Origin of the sequence: Rhodobacter capsulatus (assembly GCF_052363175.1) — a bacterium.
GTDB classification, from domain to species: domain Bacteria; phylum Pseudomonadota; class Alphaproteobacteria; order Rhodobacterales; family Rhodobacteraceae; genus Rhodobacter; species Rhodobacter capsulatus_D.
This window is the reverse complement of record NZ_CP198946.1, coordinates 3,873,017-3,894,124: the sequence shown is the minus strand read 5'-3', so window position 1 is coordinate 3,894,124 and position 21,108 is coordinate 3,873,017. Positions and strand designations below refer to the sequence as shown.

At 65.4% G+C, this 21,108-nt stretch carries 23 protein-coding genes; 12 read left to right on the top strand and 11 right to left on the bottom strand.

What is annotated here, in order from left to right; genetic code table 11:
- Positions 1-24: 24 nt before the first annotated feature.
- From dapF to ACTTAI_RS20155, 7 genes are all read left to right on the top strand, one after another.
- A complete protein-coding gene (dapF, locus tag ACTTAI_RS20185) occupies positions 25-858 on the top strand; it encodes a diaminopimelate epimerase (RefSeq protein ID WP_444453416.1) in 834 nt (277 codons plus the stop codon).
- On the top strand, positions 855-2,114 hold the full coding sequence (gene mtaB / locus ACTTAI_RS20180) for a tRNA (N(6)-L-threonylcarbamoyladenosine(37)-C(2))-methylthiotransferase MtaB (protein ID WP_444453414.1): 1,260 nt from the start codon (positions 855-857) through the stop codon (positions 2,112-2,114). The genes dapF and mtaB overlap by 4 nt, the downstream gene beginning before the upstream one ends.
- 91 nt (positions 2,115-2,205) lie before the next feature.
- Positions 2,206-2,628, top strand: coding sequence for an alternative ribosome rescue aminoacyl-tRNA hydrolase ArfB (arfB, locus tag ACTTAI_RS20175; RefSeq protein ID WP_444453412.1), 423 nt, complete (start codon positions 2,206-2,208; stop codon positions 2,626-2,628).
- A complete protein-coding gene (locus ACTTAI_RS20170) occupies positions 2,621-3,883 on the top strand; it encodes an aminotransferase class III-fold pyridoxal phosphate-dependent enzyme (RefSeq protein ID WP_444453411.1) in 1,263 nt (420 codons plus the stop codon). The genes arfB and ACTTAI_RS20170 overlap by 8 nt, the downstream gene beginning before the upstream one ends.
- Positions 3,880-4,854, top strand: a complete 975-nt coding sequence (locus tag ACTTAI_RS20165; RefSeq protein WP_444453409.1) for a phosphotransferase enzyme family protein — start codon at positions 3,880-3,882, stop codon at positions 4,852-4,854. Before ACTTAI_RS20170 ends, ACTTAI_RS20165 begins: the two co-directional genes overlap by 4 nt.
- Positions 4,851-5,297 (top strand): NUDIX hydrolase, encoded by a 447-nt coding sequence (locus ACTTAI_RS20160; RefSeq protein WP_444453407.1) that lies wholly within the window; start codon positions 4,851-4,853, stop codon positions 5,295-5,297. Before ACTTAI_RS20165 ends, ACTTAI_RS20160 begins: the two co-directional genes overlap by 4 nt.
- A 99-nt stretch (positions 5,298-5,396) precedes the next feature.
- Positions 5,397-6,869 (top strand): inorganic phosphate transporter, encoded by a 1,473-nt coding sequence (locus ACTTAI_RS20155; protein ID WP_444453405.1) that lies wholly within the window; start codon positions 5,397-5,399, stop codon positions 6,867-6,869.
- Here ACTTAI_RS20155 and pncB read toward each other — a convergent pair.
- The 3 genes from pncB to ACTTAI_RS20140 all read right to left on the bottom strand — a co-directional run bounded on the left by pncB (position 6,866) and on the right by ACTTAI_RS20140 (position 9,029).
- Positions 6,866-8,173 (bottom strand): nicotinate phosphoribosyltransferase, encoded by a 1,308-nt coding sequence (gene pncB / locus ACTTAI_RS20150; RefSeq protein ID WP_444453403.1) that lies wholly within the window; start codon positions 8,171-8,173, stop codon positions 6,866-6,868. The genes ACTTAI_RS20155 and pncB overlap by 4 nt on opposite strands.
- A 1-nt stretch (position 8,174) precedes the next feature.
- The gene (gene pncA / locus ACTTAI_RS20145) at positions 8,175-8,780 is read right to left on the bottom strand and encodes a bifunctional nicotinamidase/pyrazinamidase (protein ID WP_444453401.1); all 606 of its coding nucleotides are present in this window, start codon (positions 8,778-8,780) and stop codon (positions 8,175-8,177) included.
- A 90-nt stretch (positions 8,781-8,870) separates the two neighbouring features.
- Positions 8,871-9,029 carry a hypothetical protein gene (locus ACTTAI_RS20140; protein ID WP_444453400.1) on the bottom strand — a complete coding sequence of 53 codons (159 nt, stop codon included), beginning with the start codon at positions 9,027-9,029 and terminating at the stop codon, positions 8,871-8,873.
- A gap of 153 nt (positions 9,030-9,182) precedes the next feature.
- Here ACTTAI_RS20140 and mbfA point away from each other — a divergent pair, with 153 nt between their 5' ends.
- The 4 genes from mbfA to ACTTAI_RS20120 all read left to right on the top strand — a co-directional run bounded on the left by mbfA (position 9,183) and on the right by ACTTAI_RS20120 (position 12,705).
- A complete protein-coding gene (gene mbfA, locus ACTTAI_RS20135) occupies positions 9,183-10,160 on the top strand; it encodes an iron exporter MbfA (RefSeq protein ID WP_444453399.1) in 978 nt (325 codons plus the stop codon).
- A 102-nt stretch (positions 10,161-10,262) separates the two neighbouring features.
- A complete protein-coding gene (locus ACTTAI_RS20130) occupies positions 10,263-11,180 on the top strand; it encodes an AEC family transporter (protein WP_444453397.1) in 918 nt (305 codons plus the stop codon).
- Positions 11,177-11,794, top strand: coding sequence for an HAD family hydrolase (locus ACTTAI_RS20125; protein ID WP_444453395.1), 618 nt, complete (start codon positions 11,177-11,179; stop codon positions 11,792-11,794). Before ACTTAI_RS20130 ends, ACTTAI_RS20125 begins: the two co-directional genes overlap by 4 nt.
- Entirely contained in the window at positions 11,791-12,705 is a 915-nt protein-coding gene (locus tag ACTTAI_RS20120) for an ornithine cyclodeaminase family protein (protein ID WP_444453394.1), read from the top strand. Before ACTTAI_RS20125 ends, ACTTAI_RS20120 begins: the two co-directional genes overlap by 4 nt.
- A 108-nt stretch (positions 12,706-12,813) precedes the next feature.
- Here the strand turns inward: ACTTAI_RS20120 and dxs are convergent, their stop codons facing one another.
- From dxs to ACTTAI_RS20080, 8 genes are all read right to left on the bottom strand, one after another.
- A complete protein-coding gene (gene dxs, locus ACTTAI_RS20115; protein ID WP_444453392.1) occupies positions 12,814-14,724 on the bottom strand; it encodes a 1-deoxy-D-xylulose-5-phosphate synthase in 1,911 nt (636 codons plus the stop codon).
- Positions 14,725-14,734: 10 nt separating this feature from the next.
- A complete protein-coding gene (locus ACTTAI_RS20110) occupies positions 14,735-15,601 on the bottom strand; it encodes a polyprenyl synthetase family protein (RefSeq protein WP_444453391.1) in 867 nt (288 codons plus the stop codon).
- Positions 15,601-15,843 (bottom strand): exodeoxyribonuclease VII small subunit, encoded by a 243-nt coding sequence (locus ACTTAI_RS20105; protein WP_110804625.1) that lies wholly within the window; start codon positions 15,841-15,843, stop codon positions 15,601-15,603. Before ACTTAI_RS20105 ends, ACTTAI_RS20110 begins: the two co-directional genes overlap by 1 nt.
- Before the next feature lie 358 nt (positions 15,844-16,201).
- The gene (locus ACTTAI_RS20100) at positions 16,202-16,822 is read right to left on the bottom strand and encodes a queuosine precursor transporter (RefSeq protein ID WP_444453389.1); all 621 of its coding nucleotides are present in this window, start codon (positions 16,820-16,822) and stop codon (positions 16,202-16,204) included.
- Positions 16,823-16,919: 97 nt separating this feature from the next.
- The gene (locus ACTTAI_RS20095) at positions 16,920-17,837 is read right to left on the bottom strand and encodes an esterase-like activity of phytase family protein (RefSeq protein WP_444453387.1); all 918 of its coding nucleotides are present in this window, start codon (positions 17,835-17,837) and stop codon (positions 16,920-16,922) included.
- Complete coding sequence (gene mepA / locus ACTTAI_RS20090; RefSeq protein WP_444453385.1) at positions 17,810-18,712, bottom strand: penicillin-insensitive murein endopeptidase; 903 nt, start codon at positions 18,710-18,712, stop codon at positions 17,810-17,812. Before mepA ends, ACTTAI_RS20095 begins: the two co-directional genes overlap by 28 nt.
- A 16-nt stretch (positions 18,713-18,728) precedes the next feature.
- Positions 18,729-20,069: an MFS transporter gene (locus ACTTAI_RS20085; protein ID WP_444453384.1), complete on the bottom strand. Its 1,341-nt coding sequence runs from the start codon at positions 20,067-20,069 to the stop codon at positions 18,729-18,731.
- A 57-nt stretch (positions 20,070-20,126) separates the two neighbouring features.
- Positions 20,127-20,666, bottom strand: a complete 540-nt coding sequence (locus ACTTAI_RS20080; RefSeq protein WP_444453382.1) for an acyl-CoA thioesterase — start codon at positions 20,664-20,666, stop codon at positions 20,127-20,129.
- Positions 20,667-20,818: 152 nt separating this feature from the next.
- Between ACTTAI_RS20080 and ACTTAI_RS20075 the strand changes: the two genes are divergently transcribed.
- Positions 20,819-21,106 (top strand): YggT family protein, encoded by a 288-nt coding sequence (locus ACTTAI_RS20075; protein WP_444453381.1) that lies wholly within the window; start codon positions 20,819-20,821, stop codon positions 21,104-21,106.
- Positions 21,107-21,108: the final 2 nt, after the last annotated feature.

Below are 21,108 nucleotides of genomic sequence, written 5' to 3'. Positions count from 1 at the left end.
GCTGACGGGGTGTAGAGGGCGCGCATGGACAACAGACCTCTTTCCGACACCGGCCTGCGCTTTCTGAAGATGCACGGCCTTGGCAACGACTTCGTCGTGATCGACGCGCGCAGCGGGCAAAACCCGGTGACGCCTGCGCTTGCGCGGGCGTTGGGCGACCGGCATCGCGGCGTCGGCTTCGACCAGCTGGCGGTGATCCTGCCCGCCGAGGGCGCGGATTTCACGCTGGAATTCTGGAATTCCGATGGCTCGAAGGCGGGCGCCTGCGGAAATGCCACGCGCTGCGTCTCCGATCTGATGATGCGCGATCTGGGCAAGGATCGGGTCACGTTGACCACGGCGCGGGGCCGACTGTCGGCCGAGCGGCGCGCGGATGGGTTGGTTTCGGTGAACATGGGCGCCCCGATTCTCGAGGCCGCCGCGATTCCCGTGACCGCCGATCCGCTGGCGCTGCCCCTGACGGGCGAACCGATCGCGGTGGGCATGGGCAATCCGCATTGCATCTTCTTCGTCGAGGATGCCGAAACGGCCGATGTTTCGGGGCTGGGTCCGAAGATCGAGCATCATCCGCTTTTTCCCGAGCGCACCAATGTCGAGTTTGCCTCGCTCGTTGGCCCCGATCATCTGCGGATGCGGGTCTGGGAACGCGGTGCGGGAATCACGCTGGCCTGCGGTTCGGGCACCTGTGCCACGGCGGTCGCGGCGCATCTGCGCGGGCTGACAGGGCGGCATGTGGTCGTCGATGTCGATGGCGGGCGGCTGGAGATCGACTGGCGCGAGGACGGCGTCTGGATGACCGGCCCGACCGCGCTGGTCTTTGAGGCGCAGCTGTCCCCCGCCTTCCTTGCCGCGCTATGAAGCCGCCGGTTTTCTCGACGCTGGGCTGTCGGCTGAACGCTTACGAAACCGAGGCGATGAAAGAGCTGGCCGCGCAGGCCGGGCTGTCGGGGGCGGTCGTGGTGAACACCTGCGCCGTCACGGCGGAAGCTGTGCGCAAGGCAAAGCAGGAGATCCGCAAGCTTGCGCGGGAAAACCCCGGAGCGGCGATCATCGTGACCGGCTGCGCCGCGCAGACCGAGCCCGAGACCTTTGCCGCGATGACCGAGGTGACCCGCGTCGTTGGCAACCATGAAAAGATGCAGCCGGAAACCTGGGCCGCGCTGGCGCCGAAAGGGGCCGATTTCATTGGCGAGACCGAGCGGGTGATGGTCGATGACATCCTCTCGGTCAAGGAAACCGCGGGGCATCTGATTGATGGCTTCGGGCGGCATCGGGCCTATGTGCAGGTGCAAAACGGCTGCGATCATCGCTGCACCTTCTGCATCATCCCGTTCGGGCGGGGCAATTCGCGGTCTGTGCCCGCGGGGGTGGTGGTCGAGCAGATCAAGCGGCTTGTCGATCGCGGCTTTGCCGAGGTGGTGCTGACCGGGGTCGATCTGACCTCCTGGGGCGCCGATCTTCCGGGCGCGCCGCGGCTTGGCGATCTGGTGATGCGGATTTTGAAGCTGGTGCCCGATCTGGCGCGGCTGCGGATTTCCTCGATCGACAGTATCGAGGCGGACGAGAACCTGATGCAGGCGATCGCGACCGAGCCCCGGCTGATGCCGCATCTGCATCTGTCCTTGCAGCATGGCGATGACATGATCCTGAAACGGATGAAGCGACGGCACCTGCGCGACGATGCGATCGCGTTCTGCGAAGCGGCGCGGCGGCTGCGTCCGGGCATCGTCTTTGGCGCCGACATCATCGCCGGGTTCCCGACCGAGACCGAGGAGATGTTCGAAAACTCGCTGAAGTTGGTCGAGGACTGCGGCCTGACCTTCCTGCATGTCTTCCCGTTCTCCGCCCGCAAGGGCACGCCCGCCGCGCGGATGCCGCGGGTGGCGGGGCCTTTGATCAAGGACCGCGCGGCACGGCTGCGCGCGGCGGGGGAGGCGGCGCTGCTGCGGCATCTGACGGCAGAAGTCGGTCAGACCCGACAGGTGCTGACCGAGGGGCCGCGGCTGGGCCGGACCGAGTATTTCACCGAAGTGTCGTTTGATCGTGATATGCCGCAGGGCACGGTGATGTCCTTGCGCATTTCCGGTCACGATGGTGCCCGTTTGCTGGCCTGAGAGCAGGGCTCTGCCCCGCACCCCGGGATATTTTCGGCAAGATAAAGGGCCGGGGGCTTTTGTTTTTCGAATCGGTGTTTAGGTTGGGCCCATGCTGTGGATCGATGACACATTGGCGATTGCCGACTGGGAACTGTCGGAAAGCTTCACGCGCTCGCAGGGGCCGGGGGGGCAGAACGTCAACAAGGTCTCGACCGCGGTGGAGTTGCGCTTCGAGGCCGAGCGCAGTCCGCATCTGACGGTGCCGGTGAAGGCGCGGTTGAAGCGGCTGGCCGGGCGGAAATGGACGCTGGATGGCGCGATCGTCATTCGCGCCGAGGAGACGCGCAGCCAGTTGCGCAACCGCGAGATGGCGCGGGAGCGACTGGTGGAGCTGATCCGCGCGGCGCTGGTGGCGCCGAAGCGCCGGGTGGCGACGAAGCCGACCTTGGGCAGTCAGCGGCGGCGTTTGGCGGCGAAGACGGTGCGCGGTGAAGTGAAGGCGCTGCGGGGCAGGGTGGGCGAAGATGAATGATCTGCTGGCCCGCCGGGCGCGGCTGCTTGGCCCCAATGTGCCGACCTTTTACGAGCGCCCCCTGCAGATCGTGCGCGGCGAGGGTGTCTGGCTTTTCGACGAGACCGGGCGGCGCTATCTCGACTGCTACAACAACGTCGCCCATGTCGGTCATGGACACCCGAAGGTGGTCGAGGCGATTGCCCGGCAGGCGTCGGTTCTGAACACCCATACGCGCTATCTGCACGAGGGCATTCTGGACTATGGCGAGCGGCTCGTGGCGAAATTCTCGCATGATCTCAGCCAGATGCTGATGACTTGCACGGGTTCCGAGGCGAATGACGTCGCGCTGCGGATGGCGCAGGCGATGACCGGCAAAACCGGGCTGATCGCGACGGACAACACCTATCACGGCAACACGACGGCGGTGGCGCATCTCTCGACCCGGCGCCCGCCGATTGGTGGCTATCCGCCTCATATCCGCCGCGTGCCTGCGCCCGACAGTCTGGCGCCCTTGGGCGGTTCGCTGGCCGCGCAGCCGCAGGCCTTTGCTGAGGGGGTGGCGGCTGCGATGGCCGATCTGGAGGCCTCGGGGCATGGCTTCGCGGGGATCATGCTCTGCCCGATCTTCGCCAACGAAGGCACGCCCGGCATTGGCCCCGGGTTCCTTGATCCGACTGTCGAGGTGGTGCGCAAGGCCGGGGGGCTGATCCTGTGCGACGAGGTGCAGCCGGGCTTTGGTCGGGTTGGATCGCACTGGTGGGGCCATGAGTTTCTGGGCTTCGCGCCCGATGTGGTGACCTTGGGCAAGCCGATGGGCAATGGCCATCCGGTCGCCGCGGTGATCGCGCGGCCCGAGGTGATGGCGGCGTTCCGCAACGCCTTCGGCTATTTCAATACCTTTGCCGGGAACCCGGTGTCCTGCGCTGCGGCCAGTGCCGTCCTTGATGTGATCGAGGACGAGGGGCTGGTCGATAACGCCCGCGATGTGGGCCAATATGCGCTGAGCCTTCTGCGCGAATTGCGCCATCCGCTGATCGCCGATACCCGCGGCTTCGGCCTGTTCTTCGGCATCGAATTTGCTGCCGAGGGCCAGCCCGCCACGGACTTTTGTGGCCGGGTGGTCGAGGCCGCCAAGGACGAAGGCATCCTGCTCGGCCGCGTCGGGCGCGGTCAGCATATCCTCAAGATGCGCCCGCCGATGCCGTTTTCGCGCGCGAATGCTGCGCAACTGGTCGAGACGATCGACATCATTTTGCGAAAGATCCCCGCATGATGGACGATGCCGACGCCTATGAGATCGCCGCCGAGGCGCAACGTGCCTGGCTGTGCATGGGGGCGCCGCTGCAGCTGATCTGGCGGTCGGAAAACATCGTCTTCGGCACCATCCTGCCCACCGGCACCAAGGCGGCCCTGCGGCTGCATCGGCCCGGCTATCAGGATGCGCAGGCGATTGCGGCCGAACTGGCTTGGTCGGCGCGGCTCTGCGACCGGGGCGTGGCCGTGGCCGAGCCGATCCCGGCGGCGAATGGCGCCTGGGTTGCACAGGTGCACGGGCTGACCTTTTCCTGCCTGCGCTGGATCGAGGGGCGGCCGATGGGCGAGGCCGTCGCCCCTTTGGAAAATTCTGCCGTGCTGGTCCGGGCCGAGGAGTTCGGGGCGCTGATCGCCGATTTGCACAATGCGACCGATGCGGGCGCCTGCCCCGTGCCCTTCCCGCGCGCGGGTTGGGATGCCGCGGCGCTTCTGGGCGATGCCCCGCGGCTCGGCCGGTTCTGGGAGGCGCCGACGCTGACGCCCGAAGAAAGCGCGATCCTGCTGGCCGCGCGGGCAAAGGCGCTGGATCTGCTGCCGCTGGCGCAGGATTTCGGGCCGATCCATGCCGACACCCTGCGTTCGAACGTGATGATCACGCGGCAGGGTCTGCGGCTGATCGACTTTGACGACTGCGGGCCGGGTTGGCGGCTTTACGATCTGGCCTCGGCTCTGGTGCAAAGCTGGGGCGATCCGCTCTTGCCCGAGCACGCCCGCCGGCTGGTTGCGGGCTATCGCAGCCGAAGACAATTGACGGTCAATCAACTGGCGCTCTTGCCGCTCTTTCTGGCTGTGCGGGCCTTTGTCTCGGCGGGCTGGGTTGTCACCCGTGCGCCCACGGACACCCGCCGCCAGCGCGCCTATGCCTATCGGGCGGTGGCGCTCGCGCGGATGCTGCTTGAGGGCGGCAGCCCCTGGGGAGAGATCGGATGATCGGTCTGCCCCCCTTCCTGCGTCATCTGCTGGGGCACCGCCCCGAGGCGCTGCAGGTGGCGGCGCTCTGCCGCCGTCGCACCGGCAAGGAAACCGAGGTGCTGCTCGTGTCCTCGCTCGACACGCGGCGCTGCATTGTGCCGAAGGGATGGCCGATGCGGGGCAAGACGCTGGCCGAGGCGGCGCTGCGCGAGGCCTGGGAAGAGGCGGGCGTCGTCGGTCGGGTCCATGCCGATCCGGTCGGGGCTTTTCATTACGACAAGCGGCGCAAGAATGGTCTGGTGCAGCGCTGCAAGGTGCTTTGCTTCCTTGTCGATGTCGAAGGCTTCGACGAGGATTATCCCGAACTGGGACGCCGCGACCGCAAATGGCTTTCCCCGAAGGCGGCGGCAAAATGTGTCAAGGAAAAGGACCTTAAGCCGCTTCTGCGGCAACTGGCATAATGCATCGTTGAACTGCCGCCGCAAAAGGTCTACTGCCCCGGCCCGAATGTAACAGAGTCGTGACGTCATCATTAGCGACGCGACAGTAGGGGAAGAGCCGTGGCCACACCGCCCGTCAACCAGTGGAAAACCCTCGACAAGGACCTGAGCCGGATCGGCTTGCTTGAAGAAGCCACGCAATTCGTTGCGCGGCCGCTGGTGGCGCCGGGGTTAGGGCTTGCCTTCATCGTGTTGGCGGGGGTCTTTGCCGCGATCCTGATAGGCGCGCAACCCGGTGGGTTGATCGTGGTCTTTGCCGCGGCGATCGGCGCCTATATGGCGCTGAACATCGGCGCGAATGACGTGGCCAACAACATGGGCCCGGCGGTCGGCGCGAATGCGCTGACGCTGGGGGGGGCGCTGATCATCGCCGCGATCTTCGAGGTCTCGGGTTCGCTGATTGCCGGGGGCGATGTGGTCAAGACCGTCTCGACCGGGATCTTGGCCCCCGAGGCCGTGCCCGATGCGGCGCATTTCATCTGGGCGATGATGGCGGCGCTGCTGGCTTCGGCGCTGTGGCTGCATCTGGCGACCTGGATGGGGGCGCCGGTCTCCACCACCCATTCGATCGTCGGCGGCGTCGTTGGCGCGGGCGTGGCCGCCGCCGGTTTCGGTGCGGTGAACTGGCCCGCCATCGCGACGATTTCCGCCAGCTGGGTGATTTCGCCGATCATGGGCGGGATCTTCGCGGCACTGTTCCTCGCCTTCATCAAGGCCAAGATCATCTATGTCGAGGACAAGATCACCGCGGCCCGCAAATGGGTGCCGATGCTGATCGGCTTCATGTCCGGCACCTTCGCCGCCTATCTGGCGCTCAAGGGCCTGACGAAGATCCTTCACATCTCGCTGGGCGCATCGCTGCTGATCGGGGTTCTGGTCGGGCTGGTGGCCTGGGGCGTGTCGGTGCCGCTGGTTCGGGCGCAGTCTGCCGGGCAGGAAAACCGCAAGAAGACGCTGAAGAAGCTGTTCACCATTCCGCTGATCGTGTCGGCGGCGCTTTTGTCCTTTGCGCATGGGGCGAATGACGTGGCCAATGCGGTGGGGCCGCTGGCTGCCATCGTCCATGCGGTGCAGGACGGTACGTTGAGCGACAAGGTCGAGGTGCCGTTCTGGATCATGGCGGTCGGCGCTTTCGGCATCTCGGTCGGGCTGACGCTGTTCGGACCGCGGCTGATCAAGCTTGTGGGCTCCGAGATCACCAAGCTCAACGCGATGCGCGCCTATTGCGTGGCGCTCTCGGCGGCGATCACCGTCATTGTCGCCTCATGGCTCGGCCTGCCGGTGTCCTCGACCCATATCGCGGTGGGCGGCGTCTTCGGCGTCGGCTTCTACCGCGAATGGCATGCGGAACGCCGGGCGCGGATGCTGGGCCTGCAAAAGGGCAAGATCGTCCCGCCCGAGGAACGCTCGCGCCGTCTGCTGGTGCGGCGCTCGCATATCACCACGGTCATCGCGGCCTGGATCATCACCGTGCCGGCGTCCGCGGTGCTGTCGGCCGGGCTTTACTGGCTGATGAACGCGCTCGACGGTTAAACGACGACCGGCGTCGCGGTCTGCGCGCCGACGTCGAAGACGCGCCGATAACGGGCGATCTCGGCATCGGGGCCGGTGGCCTTTTCCGGGTTGTCCGACAGTTTTACCGTAGGGCGCCCGTTTGCCGCCACCGCCTTGCACACCAGGCTGAAGGGCGACAGCTCGTCTTCGTCCACCAGCCCGCGGAAATCGTTCGTCAGCAGCGTGCCCCAGCCGAAGCTGACCTTCACCCGGCCGCGGAACTGCGCGTGCAGCGCCTCGATCTGCGCCACGTCGAGCCCGTCGGAAAAGATCACCAGCTTCTTCGTCGGGTCTTCGCCGCGCGCCTGCCACCAGGAAATCGCGGTTTCCGCGCTCTCATAGGGGTTGCCCGAGTCGATCCGGATCCCGGTCCAGGCGGCAAGCCAATCGGGGGCACGTTGCAGAAAACCTTTGGTGCCATAGGTGTCGGGCAGGATGATCCGCAGGTTGCCGTCGTGTTCTTCGTGCCAGTCCTCAAGCACGCGATAGGGTGCCTGCCGCAATTCCTCGTCGGTGTCCGACAGCGCCGCCATCACCATCGGCAGCTCGTGTGCATTGGTGCCGACGGCCTCCAGATCGCGGCGCATCGCGATCAGGCAATTCGAGGTGCCGGTGAAACAGCCGCCCTGCGCCGCATCGCCCAAGCCCTCGACCATCGCCTGCACGCACCAGTCCTGCCACAGGAACCCATGCCGCCTGCGCGTGCCGAAATCGGCGATCTTCAGCCCCTCGATCCGCTTCAGCCGCTCGATCTTTTCCCAGACGCGCGTCATCGCGCGCGCATACAGCACCTGCAATTCGAAGCGCTTCATCCCGTGCAGAACCGCGCGCGAGCGCAGCTCCATCAAGATCGCCAGCGCCGGAATTTCCCACATCATCACCTCGGGCCAGTTGCCCTCGAAGGTCAGCTCATACTGACCATCGCGCTTTTCAAGGTGATAGGGCGGCAGGCGGAAGGCCTCGAACCATTCCATGAAATCGGGGCGGAACATCTGCCGCTTGCCGTAAAAGGTATTCCCGCGCAGCCAGGTGCTTTCGCCCCGCGTCAGCCGCAAGCCGCGGGCGTAATCCAGTTGCTCGCGCAATTCGCCCTCGTCGATCAGATCGGCCAGGCGGATGGATTTCGTGCGGTTGATCAGGCTGAAGGTGACCTGCGTGTCACGGCGGTGGCGGAACACCGACTGGCACATCAGGAGCTTGTAGAAGTCGGTATCGATCAGCGAACGGATGATCGGGTCGATCTGCCAGCGGTGATTGTAGACGCGGGTGGCGATATCGACCATCTCAGGGCTCCAGTGCGACGCCCGCGGCGATCATCTGGCCCCGCGCGGCCGCGAGCGAGCCGTTCAGGTCGATGGCCCGGCAGGCACCTTCCAGAACGCGGGTGGTGAAGCCAAGCTTCGCCGCGTCGACCGCCGACCAGCCCACACAGAAATCCAGCGCCAGCCCGACAAAGGTCAGCTGCGTGATGCCGCGCTCGCGCAGATAGCCGGCAAGGCCGGTGGGGGTGGTGCGGTCATTTTCGAAAAAGGCCGAATAGCTGTCGATCGCGGGGCGGAAGCCCTTGCGCAGGATCAGGTCGGCATCGGTGCGCAGCTCCGGGTGAAAGTCGGCGCCCCTTGTGCCCTGCACGCAATGGGCGGGCCAGAGCGTCTGCGCACCATAGGGCAGGGTGATTTGCGAAAACGGCACGGCGCCCGGGTGATTTTCCGCGAAGGACGTGTGATCGCCCGGGTGCCAGTCCTGCGTCAGCACGGTGACGGGGGCTTCCGTCATCAACGCATTGACGCGGGGAATGATCTCGTCGCCGCCCGCCACCGCCAGGGCTCCGCCCGGGCAGAAGTCGTTCTGAATGTCGATGACGATCAGCGCCTCGCCTGTCTTGGCCATGCTGTCCCCCGTTCGGTTACCCTGTCCGCCCATGCGTAGGGTGCAGGGGCGGCACGGTCAACCATTCGTGGCACAGCGCTTGCGCCGGACTTATTGGCTGCAGGTTTGCGTCAGCAGGTTGCAGGTCTGGGTCACCTCGGCGCCCTGACTCGGGAAATCGAGGCGCGGCAGGTCGAAGCTCATGCCTCCGGCCGCGGCGGCAGACGCGGTCATCGTGACAAGCGCAAGGCCAAGGAAGAAGCGTTTCATGTTGGTCTCCAATCTGAACCAATCGGTTTACATGGGCCATATGAACCGAGTCGTTCAGCTTTTCAAGGACAAAATGAACTAGACGGTTCACATCAATCGATTGCAAGATGCGACACAGCGTCTATATTGGAATTATTCTAAAATGGGGTCGCCATGTTTTCCGCACTCGCCAACCGCCGCCGCTTTTCCGACCTCTCCGAACGCGAGGTTTTGGCCCTCGCCATTTCCTCGGAGGAAGACGACGCCCGGATCTATCGCAGCTTTGCCGAACGGCTGCGCGCCGATTATCCCGCCACCGCCACAGTCTTTGATGGCATGGCCGCCGAGGAAGACGGCCACCGCCAGGCCTTGATCGAGCGCCACCGGGCCCGCTTCGGTGAAGTGATCCCGCTCATTCGCCGCGAACATGTGGCGGGCTTTTATGCGCGCAAGCCGATGTGGCTTTCGGCCAACCTGTCGCTGGAGGCGATCCGGGCCGAGGCCGAAACGATGGAACGCACCGCGGGGGCCTTTTATGTGCAGGCAGCGAAACACACGACCGACGCGGCGACGCGCAAGCTTCTGGGCGATCTCGCCGCGGCCGAGGCGCGGCACGAACGCCATGCCGAAAACCTGACCGAGGACAATCTGGGCGGCGAGGCGAAGACCGAGGAAGACGCCTCGGCGCATCGGCAATTCGTGCTCACTTGGGTGCAGCCCGGGCTCGCGGGGCTGATGGATGGCTCGGTCTCCACGCTGGCACCGATCTTTGCCACGGCTTTTGCGACGCAGGATACCCATACGACGCTGCTCGTCGGTCTCGCGGCCTCGGTTGGCGCCGGGATCTCGATGGGCTTCACCGAGGCGGCGCATGACGACGGGGTGATCTCGGGGCGCGGTAGTCCGCTGAAACGCGGGCTGGCCTCTGGCGTGATGACGGCGCTGGGCGGGCTGGGCCATGCGCTGCCCTATCTGATTCCGGATTTCTGGACCGCGACGGGGCTGGCGATGGTGATCGTCTTCGTCGAATTGTGGGCGATTGCGTGGATTCAGAACAAATACATGGAAACCCCCTTCTTCCGCGCCGTGCTGCAGGTTGTGGTGGGCGGCGCGCTGGTCTTTGCGGCGGGGGCGCTGATCGGTGGCGGTTGAAAGGGCGTATTTAGGCCAAGAAAAAGCGGTGGGTTTTTTCTTGGTCCAAATACGCAAATCCCTTCGCTGGCGCCAGGCGCGCGGGCATGTTAGCCCTTTGCCATGATCGAGATCTTCCTCAAGACGCTGCCCTTCTTCGCGCTGATCGGGCTCGGTTGGGCGGCGGGTCGGCTGCGTTTCTTCCCGCCCGAGGCGACGGCCTGGCTGACGAAATTCGTCTTCTACTTCGCGCTGTCGGCGATGCTGTTTCGCTTCACCGCGACGCTGCCGATCGAAGAGCTCTTCGATCCCGCCTTCTTCGCCGCCTATCTGACCGCCTCTCTCATCATCTGGGTGCTCGGCTTTGCAGTGGCGAAACTGCGTGCCCGGCCGCTGGCAGAGGCCGCGATGGAGGCCCATACCGCAATGACCGGCAACACCGGGTTTCTGGGCGTGCCGATGCTTGTCGTGCTGTTGGGACCGAAAGCGGCGGGGCCGGTGCTGATGGTGCTGGCCGCCGACATGATCGTGTTTTCGACGCTGATCACGCTCATCGTCACCTATGCCCATCATGGCCGCGTGGCCGTGGCGCCGCTGGCGCTCGGGCTGGCGAAGAACCCGATGATCGTTTCGATGGTGGCTGGGCTCGCCTGGGCGCTGCTGCATCTGCCGATGCCCGGCCCGCTCGAAGAGTTCATGAAGATCCTCGGCGGCGCCGCCACGCCGGGGGCGCTTTTCGCCATCGGCGCTTCACTCGCCGGACGCTCGGCAGAGCGCCTTGGCCCCGCGCTCTGGTTGTCCGTGGCGAAGCTGGTGCTGCATCCGCTGGCCGTTGCCGTCGCCGCCTTCCTGATCTTCCCGGTCGAGCCCTTCGCTGCGGGGGTCATGGTCGCCGCCGCCGCGCTGCCGGTGGCGGGCAATGTCTACATCCTTGCTGCGCATTTCGGCGTCGCGCCGCAGCGCGTCTCGACCGCGATCCTGATCTCGACCGCGGTCTCGATCCTTTCCATCCCCGCCGTCATCGCATGGGTGCACACATGACAAAAGCCGTGGTTTTCGACATCGGAATGGTGCTGGTCGAATGGCACCCCGAGGCGTTCTATGACCGCCTGATCGGTCCTGAGCGCCGCCGCGCCTTCTGGGCCGAGACCGGCATCGCCGCGATGAACGAGCGTATCGATCTGGGGGCGCCCTTTGCCGAGACCGTGCGCGCCCATGCCGATCTGCACCCCGACTGGCGGGCCGAGGTGATGGCCTGGCACGACCACTGGCTCGACATGTGCACCCCGGCCATTCCGCAGTCCGTCCGGCTGCTGGCGGCCCTGCGCGCCAAGGGGACGCCCGTCTTCGCGTTGTCGAACTTCGGGGTCGGTACCTTCGAACTGGCGTGCCAGCACTACCCGTTCCTGACCAATTTCGACCGGCTGTTCGTCTCGGGCTATCTGGGCCTGATCAAGCCCGATCCGCGCTTTTACGCGGCGCTGGAGGAGGGCACGGGCTATTCTGGCGCCGATCTTCTTTTCGCCGATGACCGCCCGGAAAACATCGAAGCCGCCGCCGCGCGGGGCTGGAAGACGCATCTGTTCACCACGCCGGACGGCTGGGCGGCAAGGCTCATCGCCGAGGGCTTCCTGACCGAAGGAGAGGCCGCATGACCCCCGCCCTGATCGGCCCCGAGGCCGAAGCGCAGCTTGACTGGATTGGCCTGACCGAGGCCTTCCGCGCCGGGCACCGCCTGCCGCGTGCCGAGGTGGCGGACAGCTTCCTCTATCGCGGCGCCGATACGCTGCTGACGCGCTCGGCGCTGATCGACGGGCTGGGCATGCTGGTGAAGGCGGCGACGATCGTGCCGGGGAATGCCGGGACCGATCTGCCCACGGTCAACGGCGGCGTGATGCTGATGGAGGACCGGACCGGGCTTCTCTCGGCCGTGCTCGATTTCGCACTGGTGACGAAATGGAAGACGGCGGGCGACTCGCTGCTGGCGGCGCGGCTCTTGGCGCGGCCCGAGGCGCGGGAGATCCTGATCTGCGGCGCGGGCAAGGTGGCCGCCTCGATGATCGAGGCCTATCGCGCGGCCTTTCCCGCGGCCCGGTTCACCGTCTGGAACCGCTCGCAAGCGGGTGCCGAAGCCTTGGCCGAGGCCACGGGCGCGCGGGTCGAGATGAACCTTGAAACCGCGCTGGGGCAGGCCGAGATCATCGCTGGCACGACGATGGCCAAGGACCCCTGGCTGCGCGGTGACTGGCTGCAACCGGGCACCCACATCGATCTGATCGGCGCCTTCCGCCCCGACATGCGCGAGGCCGACGACGCCACCCTGCGCCGGGCGCGGCTCTTTTGCGATGCGCGGGCGACTACGTTGCACCATATCGGCGAATTCCGCGATCCGCTCACCCGCGGGGTGATTGCCGAGACGGATGTGATCGCGGATTTCTACGACATCGCAACGGGCCGGTTTGCCCGTGAAAGCGCAGACGAGATCACGTTGAGCAAGAACGGCGGCGGCGCGCATCTGGATCTGATGACGGCCAGCTTCATTCGCGACCGTTGGCTGGCGCGGTGATCTGACCGCCGCGCCTTGCCGAAAGGAAGGATGCGTATTTGTACCAAGAAAAAACACCTGCTTTTTCTTGGTTCAAATACGCTCTTTGCGAGGCTTGAAACCCGCGCCTCAGGCGCGTTTCGCGACCGCGATGCCCAGCAGATCGAGCACCTTCGCCTCGATATCCGTCGCGTTCATCTTGGCCGCGGCATACATGTCCTCGGCATTGGCGTGGTCGATGAAGGTGTCGGGCAGCACCATCGAACGGAACTTGTAGCCGCGATCGAACACGCCCTGATCCGACAGGAATTGCGCCACATGGCTGCCGAAGCCGCCCACCGCGCCTTCCTCGATGCAGATCAGCGCCTCGTGGTCTGCGACAAGCCGCAAGATCAGATCGGTGTCGAGCGGTTTGGCGAAACGGGCATCGGCGACGGTCGGCGCCATGCCGCGGGCGGCCAAAGCTTCGCGGGCCTTCAGCACTTCGGCCAGCCGCGTGCCGAAGGACAGGATCGCGACCCGGGCGCCTTCCGCGATGATCCGGCCCTTGCCGATCTCGAGCGGGACGCCCTGGGACGGCATATCCACCCCCATCCCCTCGCCGCGGGGATAGCGGAAGGCGATCGGGCCTTCGTCATGCGCGGCGGCGGTGGCGACCATGTGCACGAGGTCGGCCTCGTCGGCGGCGGCCATCACCACCATGCCGGGCAGGTTCGCCATGAAGCCGATGTCAAACGCGCCTGCATGCGTTGCCCCATCGGCGCCCACCAGACCGGCGCGGTCGATGGCAAAGCGCACCGGCAGGCGCTGGATCGCCACGTCATGCACGATCTGGTCGTAGCCGCGTTGCAGGAAGGTCGAGTAGATCGCGCAGAAGGGTTTCATCCCCCCCGCCGCGAGCCCGGCCGAGAAGGTCACGCCATGCTGTTCCGCGATGCCGACATCGAAGCAGCGGCGCGGGAAGCGCTCGGCAAAAAGGTTCAGCCCGGTGCCCTCGGGCATCGCCGCCGTCACCGCGACGATCTTTTCATCGCGCGCGGCTTGGTCGATCAGGCTTTCGGCAAAGACCTTGGTGTAGCTCGGCGCGTTCGAGGGCGCCTTGACCTGCGCGCCGGTCAGCACGTCGAAGCGGGCCGTGGCATGGCCGCGGTCGGGGCGGTTCTCGGCGGGGGCGTAGCCCTTGCCCTTTTTCGTCAGCGCATGGATCAGCACCGGCCCGGTCGCGCGCGTCTTCAGCGTGCGGAAGAGATGCAGCAGCGTATCCAGATCATGGCCGTCGACCGGGCCGACATAGTCAAAGCCCAGTTCCTCGAACAGGGTCCCGCCAATCGCCATGCCCTTGAGCATTTCCTTCGCCCGCCGCGCGCCTTCCTGGAAGGGTTCGGGCAGCAGGCTGACGGCGCCCTTGGCCATCGCCTTCAGATCCTGCATCGGTGCCTCGGCATAAAGCCGGGTCAGATAGGACGAGAGCGCACCGACGGGCGGCGAGATCGACATTTCATTGTCGTTCAGAACGACAAACATCCGCTTGCCCAGATGGCCGCCGTGATTGAGCGCCTCGAAGGCCATGCCGCCGGTCATCGCGCCGTCGCCGATCACCGCGATGGCGTCGCCGCATTCGGAGCCCAGCTCGCGGGCCATGGTGAAACCAACCGCCGCGGAAATCGAGGTCGAGCTGTGCCCGGCCCCGAAGGCGTCATAGGGGCTTTCCGAGCGCTTGGTGAAGCCCGACAGGCCCCCCTTGGTGCGGAGCGTCCGAATGCGGTCGCGCCGCCCGGTCAGGATCTTGTGCGGGTAGCACTGATGGCCGACGTCCCAGATGATCTTGTCGCGCGGGCAGTCGAAGACCGCATGCAGCGCCACGGTCAGTTCGACCACCCCCAGCCCCGCGCCCAGATGGCCGCCGGTGACCGACACGGCCGAGATCGTCTCGGCGCGCAATTCATCGGCAAGGCGGTGCAACTCGCGGTCGCTCAGCCCCTTCATGTCGGAGGGCAGGCGGACGCGGTCGAGGATCGGGGTCACTGGGGGCTGGCTCATGGGGCTCGCTTCACTTGTCGCGTTCGATCACATAGCGCGCACAGGCGCGAAGGGTAGCCGCGGCTTCGCCATAGGGCGCAAGGGCGGCTTCGGCCTCGGCGACCAGATCCGCGGCGCGGGCTTTCGCCCCCGGCAGACCCAGCAGCGAGACGAAGGTGGCCTTGTGCGCCTCGGCATCCTTGCCCAGCCGCTTGCCCGCCGCTTCCTCGTCACCTTCGACATCCAGAATGTCGTCGGCGATCTGGAAGGCGAGGCCAAGCGCCTTGGCATAAGCGGCGAGCGGCCCGCGGTCGGCGCCCGCGATGATCGCGCCCGCCTGCGCGGCAAAGGAGATCAGCGCCCCGGTCTTGCCCGCCTGAAGCCGAATGATTTCGTCAAGCGTCAGCGGCACGGCGGCGGTTTCGGCGGCAATATCAAGGGCCTGGCCGTAAACCATCCCCTCGGCCCCCGAGGCCTGCGCCAAAGCGGCGACCAGCGCGACGCGGTTTTCCGCCGATCCCAGCACCGGCGCGGTGCAAAGTTCAAACGCAAGGGTCTGCAGCGCATCGCCCGCGAGCACGGCGGTGGCGTCATCCCATTTCTTGTGAACGGTCGGCAGACCGCGGCGCAGATCGTCATTGTCCATGCAGGGCATGTCGTCATGCACCAGCGAATAGGCGTGCAACGCCTCGACCGCCAGCGCGGCGGGCATCGCCTGCGCCATCGAAATCCCGTGGATCGCGGCGGATTCGATGGCAAGGAAGGCGCGCAGCCGCTTGCCGCCCTGCGCCGCATAGGCCATCGCATCGCGCAGATCGCCCGCGGGCAGCCGCCCGATCGCCGCCGCCATCGCCGTTTCCACGGCGTCCTGAATCTCTTTCAAACGTTCGGAAAACATCAGAGTCCTTCCACCGCAACGGTGCCCGCGGGCACCCCGCCTTCGCCCAGCATGATCTTTTCGACCCGCTCCTCGGCTTCCTTCAGAAGCATCGCGCAGCGCTCTTTCAGCTTCGCGCCACGTTCGGAGAGCCGGACCGACTGATCCAGCGCCACTTCCCCGCGTTCAAGCTGGTTGACCACCTGTTCGAGCGCAGCCATCGCCTGCTCGAACGTCATGCCGGAAATGTCGCTGTCGTCCATCGCGCTCTCCCGCCCCCTTGGATGCCGCTTTTCGGATTGCCACGGGCGGGGCGGCAATTCCAGCCCCCGCAATGAAAAAGCAGGCCGATTGGCCTGCTCCGGTCGAAAAGTCGCAAAGTAAAAGGGTCGCGGGCTTGGCCTGCGACCCCCGAGATCTACGGAGATGGTCCGGTTAGGGTCTGGATCAGATCCTCCGTCCCAGCCAGGGTCTGCGACCCTTGGGGTTGCCCTCAGGCCTCGGCCCCCCTGACTGTCCCGACACCTCTCTCCAATATCACTCTAGACACTGGACCACCTCCTTTCATGCGTGTTGCCGATATGAGGAGGGTGGCACAGATTTGGTGTATGGCAAGTTAAATTACGCAATCCGTGGCGAAAACCGCCAGACCATCGCCCGGAAAGGCAGCAGCGCAAAGATGCCAAGCCCAAGTTTTACGCACAGATCGGCTGCGGCGAGCGAAATCCAGAGCGGCGCGGCCGGACCAAGCCCCAGAAGCGGCAGGCTTTCATTGGCCCAGGTCACATCGTTGCCGGGCTCGAGCCAGGCAAGGCTGGCGGCAAAGGCGATGGTGAAGAAGACGCAGGTATCAAGGAACGAGCCAATCAGCGTCGAGGCGAGTGGCGCGGGCCACCAGCGCAGCCGGTTGCGCAGCCGGTTGAAGACCGAAATGTCGATCAGCTGACCGACAAGGAAGGCCAGCCCCGAGGCCAGCGCGACGCGGAAGCTGACGAGCGGGCCGAATTCGCCCTCGATCTGCGAGCCGACGAGCGAGCAGATCACGCCGACGAAAAAGCCCGAGACGACGACGATCCGCGCGGCGCGGGCGCCTTGCAGTCGGTTCGTGGTGTCGTTCACGAGGAAAGCGAGCGGATAAGTGAAGGCCCCGTAGGTCAGCCATTGACCGAGCAGATGCTGCACGAGGATGTTCGAGGCCACCACAATGATGGCCATGGCAAGGATGCCGGGCAGATAGCGCATTCAGGATCACCGTTTTTACATGGTAGCGGAGACATGGTCCGCCTCATGCGGACGGAGGCGCGGATACGCCTGCCGCCGGTTTCGGTCAAGCAAAACCTTAGTGCGAGATGCGATATTCGACGATCTCGGTGCGCTGAAAGATGCTGAAATTGTCGTCCGAGACCATGGTCAACCGGATGGCTCCGCTGTCGTCGCGCCAGACCGAAAGACCTTCAAGATTGTCATGCATGCCGACCGTGGTCTGAAACAGCACCTCGCCGCCGCTGATCCTGTCGCCTGAAATGTCGAAGACCTGCACCCGGCTGCGAAAGCCCAGAAGACCCCAGAAATCGCGCTCAAGCAGATAGAACCGGCCGTCGGGGCCAAAATCGGCGCCGGTCGGCAGCCAGTCGCCATCGCGCGGGATCGAAAACGGATGAGTCCATTGCCCGTCCGAATAGCGCCAGACCGGGAAGGGCGTCGTCTTGCCACCGGAGCGCTCGGGCATCGTGTAAAGCGCGCCATGGGCGTCGATGGCCAGCGATTCCAGCGCCCCGTTGAGCGGCATGGTCTTGAAGGCGAGCGGTCGGGGCAGGAGTTTGCCGGGGCCGTCATCTTTCGTATAGAGCGAGACCCGGGGCACACCTTCGAAAGAGACGAACACGCTGCCATCCGGGGCCAGCGCGACCCCCTCCGAATCGCCGCTGAGAAGGCCAAGCGGGTTGCCCCTCCTGTCGTGCAATTTCGTCGGCCCCGAGGTGACAATTTCGGTGATGCGCCCCTGAGCATCCCGGCGCATCTGCCCGCGCCAGATTGTCGTGCGATCCGAGACCGCGACGAAATTCACACCATCATCTGCGAAATCAATCGCAGACATGCCGCCGAAAGCGGGGTTCGGATTGCGCCAGATGTAGCTTTGCAAAAACACGGCGCGGTCCTGACCGGCGCTGGCGGCGCCGATCAGAAGCGTCGAGGCGGCCACGACCGCCACCAGCCCGAGGCTGACGATCAGGGCGCGGACAGGACGTTTCGACATTGGGCGGGCAGATCCGACATGACATAAGTTTTCGCGGTCTTCGGGACCGGACCGGGCTTTTTCGGCCGTTTCGGCGGGTGGCGCAATTCCTCCAGATAGGTTGTCACCCACCAGGTCAGGGTCTCGTCGCAGCCATTGCCGCCTTTCGACAGTTCCGCCACCGTCGGTGTTTGCGTCTGGCACAGGGTCGATCCGGCAGGGCATTTCAGCCGGACATGGAAATGCTCGTTATGGCCATAGATCGGTCGAATCTTCTGCAGCCAAGGTGTGTCGGCCCGGGTCGCAGTGGCACACATCGCGAGCTTTGCCGCCGCCGAAACGAAGACGCGCTCCACCCGCGGGTCCGAGGCCGCCGCGCGTAGCAGCGCCGCGTGTTGCGGGGTCCAGTTGCCGTTCACCCGGGTCTGATCCTCGGTGCGGATCGAGATCGAGGAAATCTTCTCGCGTTGCTTTTGCGACAGGTCGAGCCGCGTTGCGGGCAGCATCCAGATGTCGGCATCCAGCCCGATCTGATGGCTGGCATGACCGCCGGTCATCGGGCCGCCGCGCGGCTGGCTCATGTCGCCGATGTAAAGCCCGTGCCAGCCGGGCAGGCGGGCGGCAAAGCTCGACAGATCTTCAAGATAGGAGACCAGTTCCGGCTGGCCCCAGAAGCGGTTGCGGCTGAGCCGCATCGCTTGCCAAGTCGGACCGCTCTCGGGCAGGGCCACAAGACCCGCCGCACAGCCGCGCGCGTAAGACCCGATCGGCTCGGAGGCGCCCTGCGTCGGGCGCGATTGAGCACCGAACAGCTGCCGCGCCAGCGGTTCGGCGCTGGCCGTCACGGGTCCTGTCGCCACCAGAGCGGCGGCAACGGCAAGGCGGATCGGCGTCATGCGCGCTCCCTTTGGTTCACGCTTTCGCGTGGTCTCCCTCGGATTTGACGAAGGCTAGCAGCATCAGCCCCAGAACGAAAAGCACGATGACGGGAGTGATCCCCAAAGTCTGGCTTTGCGTCAGCGCGGTGACCGATCCGATCGCGATCGGCGCGATGAAGGCGGTGGCCTTGCCGGTCAGCGCGTAAAGGCCGAAGCATTCGGTGATCTTTTCCGGGTCGGACTGGCGCACCATCATCGTGCGGCTCGCCGATTGCAAAGCGCCGCCACCCGCACCGATCAACCCGCCAAGGATATAGAAGGCGATGTCGGGCAGATGACTGTCCGGGGTCACGGCCATGCCGAAGACGCTTTCGCGCGAGACGAAGACGACACCGAGCGTCACGAGGGCGAGCGCGATCAGGTTGAAGACGATCACTGCCATCGGGCCGAAGCGGTCATCGGCCTTGCCGCCGATCCAGGCAAAGGTCGCCCCGGTGATCGTGCCAAGGATGCCGAACAGGCCGATCTGCGTGATCGACCAATGCAGCACGCCCGCCGCATAGATGCCGCCGAAAGTGAAGATGCCATTGAGCGCATCGCGGTAGAGCATCGAGGACACGAGATAGGCCAGCAGGCTCGGCCGTTTCGGCAGCGATTTCAGGGTGGTGCGCAGCTCGGGCCAGGCCTCGCGATAGGCCTGCGCCACCGGCACGGCGCCCGGATGGCGCGGTTCGCGCACCCAGAGGAAAAACGGGATCATGAAGACCGCATACCAGACCGCGGTCAGCGGACCGACGATGCGGGTATCCTCGCCGGTGGCGGGATCGAGCCCGAACAGCGGCGTCAGCCCGACCAGCGTCTTGCCGGTGCTGGGGCTGGCCTGCAGCAGCGTCAGCATCAGGATCAGCGACAGCATCCCGCCGACATAGCCAAAGGCCCAGCCCGAGCCAGAGACCTTGCCGATATTCTCGCGTCCGGTCAGGTCGGGCAGCATCGCATTGGTGAAAGAGGTGGCGAACTCCATGCCGATCATGCCGATCGAGAAGGAAACCATCACCAGCCAGATGTTGAAATTCCCCGGTTCGGCATACCAGAGGAACCAGGCGCCGAGCACATACATCGCAGAAAACAGCCAGATGAAGGGCATGCGGCGACCGGAACGGTCGGCGATGGCGCCAAGGAAGGGCGAGGCCACCGCGATGATCAGGCCGGAAAAGCCGATGCCGAAGCCCCAGACCGTCTGCGCGGTGGTGCCGTCGCCCAGCAGATGTTCCATGAAGGGCGCGAAGATGAAGGTCAGCAGCAGCGTGTTGTAGGGCTGGCTCGCCCAGTCGAAGAACCACCAGCCCCAGATGCGCTTGCGTTCGGTGATCATGTTGCCCCCCAGGTCACTTTGCCGGATCAAGCCCGAAACCGGGAGGCGGCGCAACATTTACCTTGAAGGCGGCATTTCCGGCGGCCAGGGGCGGGTATGATCGGCGGCGGCCCAGGCCTGCACCCAGGCGGGCAGCTCGGGGCTTGCAGCTTGATGGCCCATGTCCTCGACCACCCGTTGCGGGGCGACGATCCCTGCTTTCGAGGTGATCGCGCCGCGGATCAGGATGTGGTTGCAGCACTCTTCGCCCCGCCACATCGCCTGTTCCATGTAGAAAAACCGCGCGTCCCAGCCGACGCAGCGGGTCCGCATCTCGAAAGCCTGCATCATCGTGATGCGCTTTCTGTAGCGCGTGGTGTTGCCCGCGACGACGATGCCCCAGCGATTGCGCATCAGGCTGGCGTTCAGCCCCGTCCGCTGAGCCAGCGCGATCCGGCCCAGATCGAACAGCGTCACGATCCGGCCGTTATTCAGATCCTTCCAGGGGTCGATGTCCCAGGGCCAGGCACGGTGAAAGGTCGAGAGCGGCTCAAGAATGTCCATCGTCTTGCCGCGCGACGAAAGGATCGCCTTGCCCATGCGGATGATCGGATACATGTCTGCCCCCTGTTGCCCCCCCTGTCGTGCCGCGCTGCAGCGGGGGCGTCAACAACGACCTTGCGGCAAATGCCCCGCGAAATGGCCACCTCGGGCAGTTGCAAGCAGGCCCGCCGTGCCTTACCTGTGAGGCGCATCCGACGGAGGTCAGAATGAACCCTTACATGCTGCTCGACGGGGTCCATGTGGCCCTTGCCCTCGTGTTCCAGATCCTGTGGCTGGTGATCCTTGCCCAGGTGATCATGAGCTGGCTGGTCAATTTCAACGTGCTGAACCTGCGGCAGCCGATGGTCTACAAGGTCTGGGATCTGCTCAATCGCATCCTCGAGCCGCTTTACGCGCCGATCCGCAAGATCCTGCCGCCGTTTCAGGGCATCGACTTCACGCCGATGGTGGTGATCATCGGCATGATCTTCCTGCAACGGTTGCTTGGCCTCTGAGC

What these genes read in the sequence shown, in the direction of transcription:
- ACTTAI_RS20095 (WP_444453387.1), bottom strand. Translation starts at nt 17,837, where the DNA reads ATGTCGAAACGTCCTGTCCGCGCCCTGATCGTCAGCCTCGGGCTGGTG.
- ACTTAI_RS20085 (WP_444453384.1), bottom strand. Translation starts at nt 20,069, where the DNA reads ATGATCACCGAACGCAAGCGCATCTGGGGCTGGTGGTTCTTCGACTGG.
- ACTTAI_RS20160 (WP_444453407.1), top strand. Translation starts at nt 4,851, where the DNA reads ATGATCGGTCTGCCCCCCTTCCTGCGTCATCTGCTGGGGCACCGCCCC.
- ACTTAI_RS20170 (WP_444453411.1), top strand. Translation starts at nt 2,621, where the DNA reads ATGAATGATCTGCTGGCCCGCCGGGCGCGGCTGCTTGGCCCCAATGTG.
- mepA (WP_444453385.1), bottom strand. Translation starts at nt 18,712, where the DNA reads ATGACGCCGATCCGCCTTGCCGTTGCCGCCGCTCTGGTGGCGACAGGA.
- ACTTAI_RS20100 (WP_444453389.1), bottom strand. Translation starts at nt 16,822, where the DNA reads ATGCGCTATCTGCCCGGCATCCTTGCCATGGCCATCATTGTGGTGGCC.
- pncB (WP_444453403.1), bottom strand. Translation starts at nt 8,173, where the DNA reads ATGGTCGATATCGCCACCCGCGTCTACAATCACCGCTGGCAGATCGAC.
- ACTTAI_RS20105 (WP_110804625.1), bottom strand. Translation starts at nt 15,843, where the DNA reads ATGGACGACAGCGACATTTCCGGCATGACGTTCGAGCAGGCGATGGCT.
- ACTTAI_RS20125 (WP_444453395.1), top strand. Translation starts at nt 11,177, where the DNA reads ATGACAAAAGCCGTGGTTTTCGACATCGGAATGGTGCTGGTCGAATGG.
- ACTTAI_RS20120 (WP_444453394.1), top strand. Translation starts at nt 11,791, where the DNA reads ATGACCCCCGCCCTGATCGGCCCCGAGGCCGAAGCGCAGCTTGACTGG.
- mbfA (WP_444453399.1), top strand. Translation starts at nt 9,183, where the DNA reads ATGTTTTCCGCACTCGCCAACCGCCGCCGCTTTTCCGACCTCTCCGAA.
- arfB (WP_444453412.1), top strand. Translation starts at nt 2,206, where the DNA reads ATGCTGTGGATCGATGACACATTGGCGATTGCCGACTGGGAACTGTCG.
- ACTTAI_RS20140 (WP_444453400.1), bottom strand. Translation starts at nt 9,029, where the DNA reads ATGAAACGCTTCTTCCTTGGCCTTGCGCTTGTCACGATGACCGCGTCT.
- ACTTAI_RS20080 (WP_444453382.1), bottom strand. Translation starts at nt 20,666, where the DNA reads ATGTATCCGATCATCCGCATGGGCAAGGCGATCCTTTCGTCGCGCGGC.
- dapF (WP_444453416.1), top strand. Translation starts at nt 25, where the DNA reads ATGGACAACAGACCTCTTTCCGACACCGGCCTGCGCTTTCTGAAGATG.
- ACTTAI_RS20130 (WP_444453397.1), top strand. Translation starts at nt 10,263, where the DNA reads ATGATCGAGATCTTCCTCAAGACGCTGCCCTTCTTCGCGCTGATCGGG.
- pncA (WP_444453401.1), bottom strand. Translation starts at nt 8,780, where the DNA reads ATGGCCAAGACAGGCGAGGCGCTGATCGTCATCGACATTCAGAACGAC.
- dxs (WP_444453392.1), bottom strand. Translation starts at nt 14,724, where the DNA reads ATGAGCCAGCCCCCAGTGACCCCGATCCTCGACCGCGTCCGCCTGCCC.
- ACTTAI_RS20075 (WP_444453381.1), top strand. Translation starts at nt 20,819, where the DNA reads ATGAACCCTTACATGCTGCTCGACGGGGTCCATGTGGCCCTTGCCCTC.
- mtaB (WP_444453414.1), top strand. Translation starts at nt 855, where the DNA reads ATGAAGCCGCCGGTTTTCTCGACGCTGGGCTGTCGGCTGAACGCTTAC.
- ACTTAI_RS20165 (WP_444453409.1), top strand. Translation starts at nt 3,880, where the DNA reads ATGATGGACGATGCCGACGCCTATGAGATCGCCGCCGAGGCGCAACGT.
- ACTTAI_RS20110 (WP_444453391.1), bottom strand. Translation starts at nt 15,601, where the DNA reads ATGTTTTCCGAACGTTTGAAAGAGATTCAGGACGCCGTGGAAACGGCG.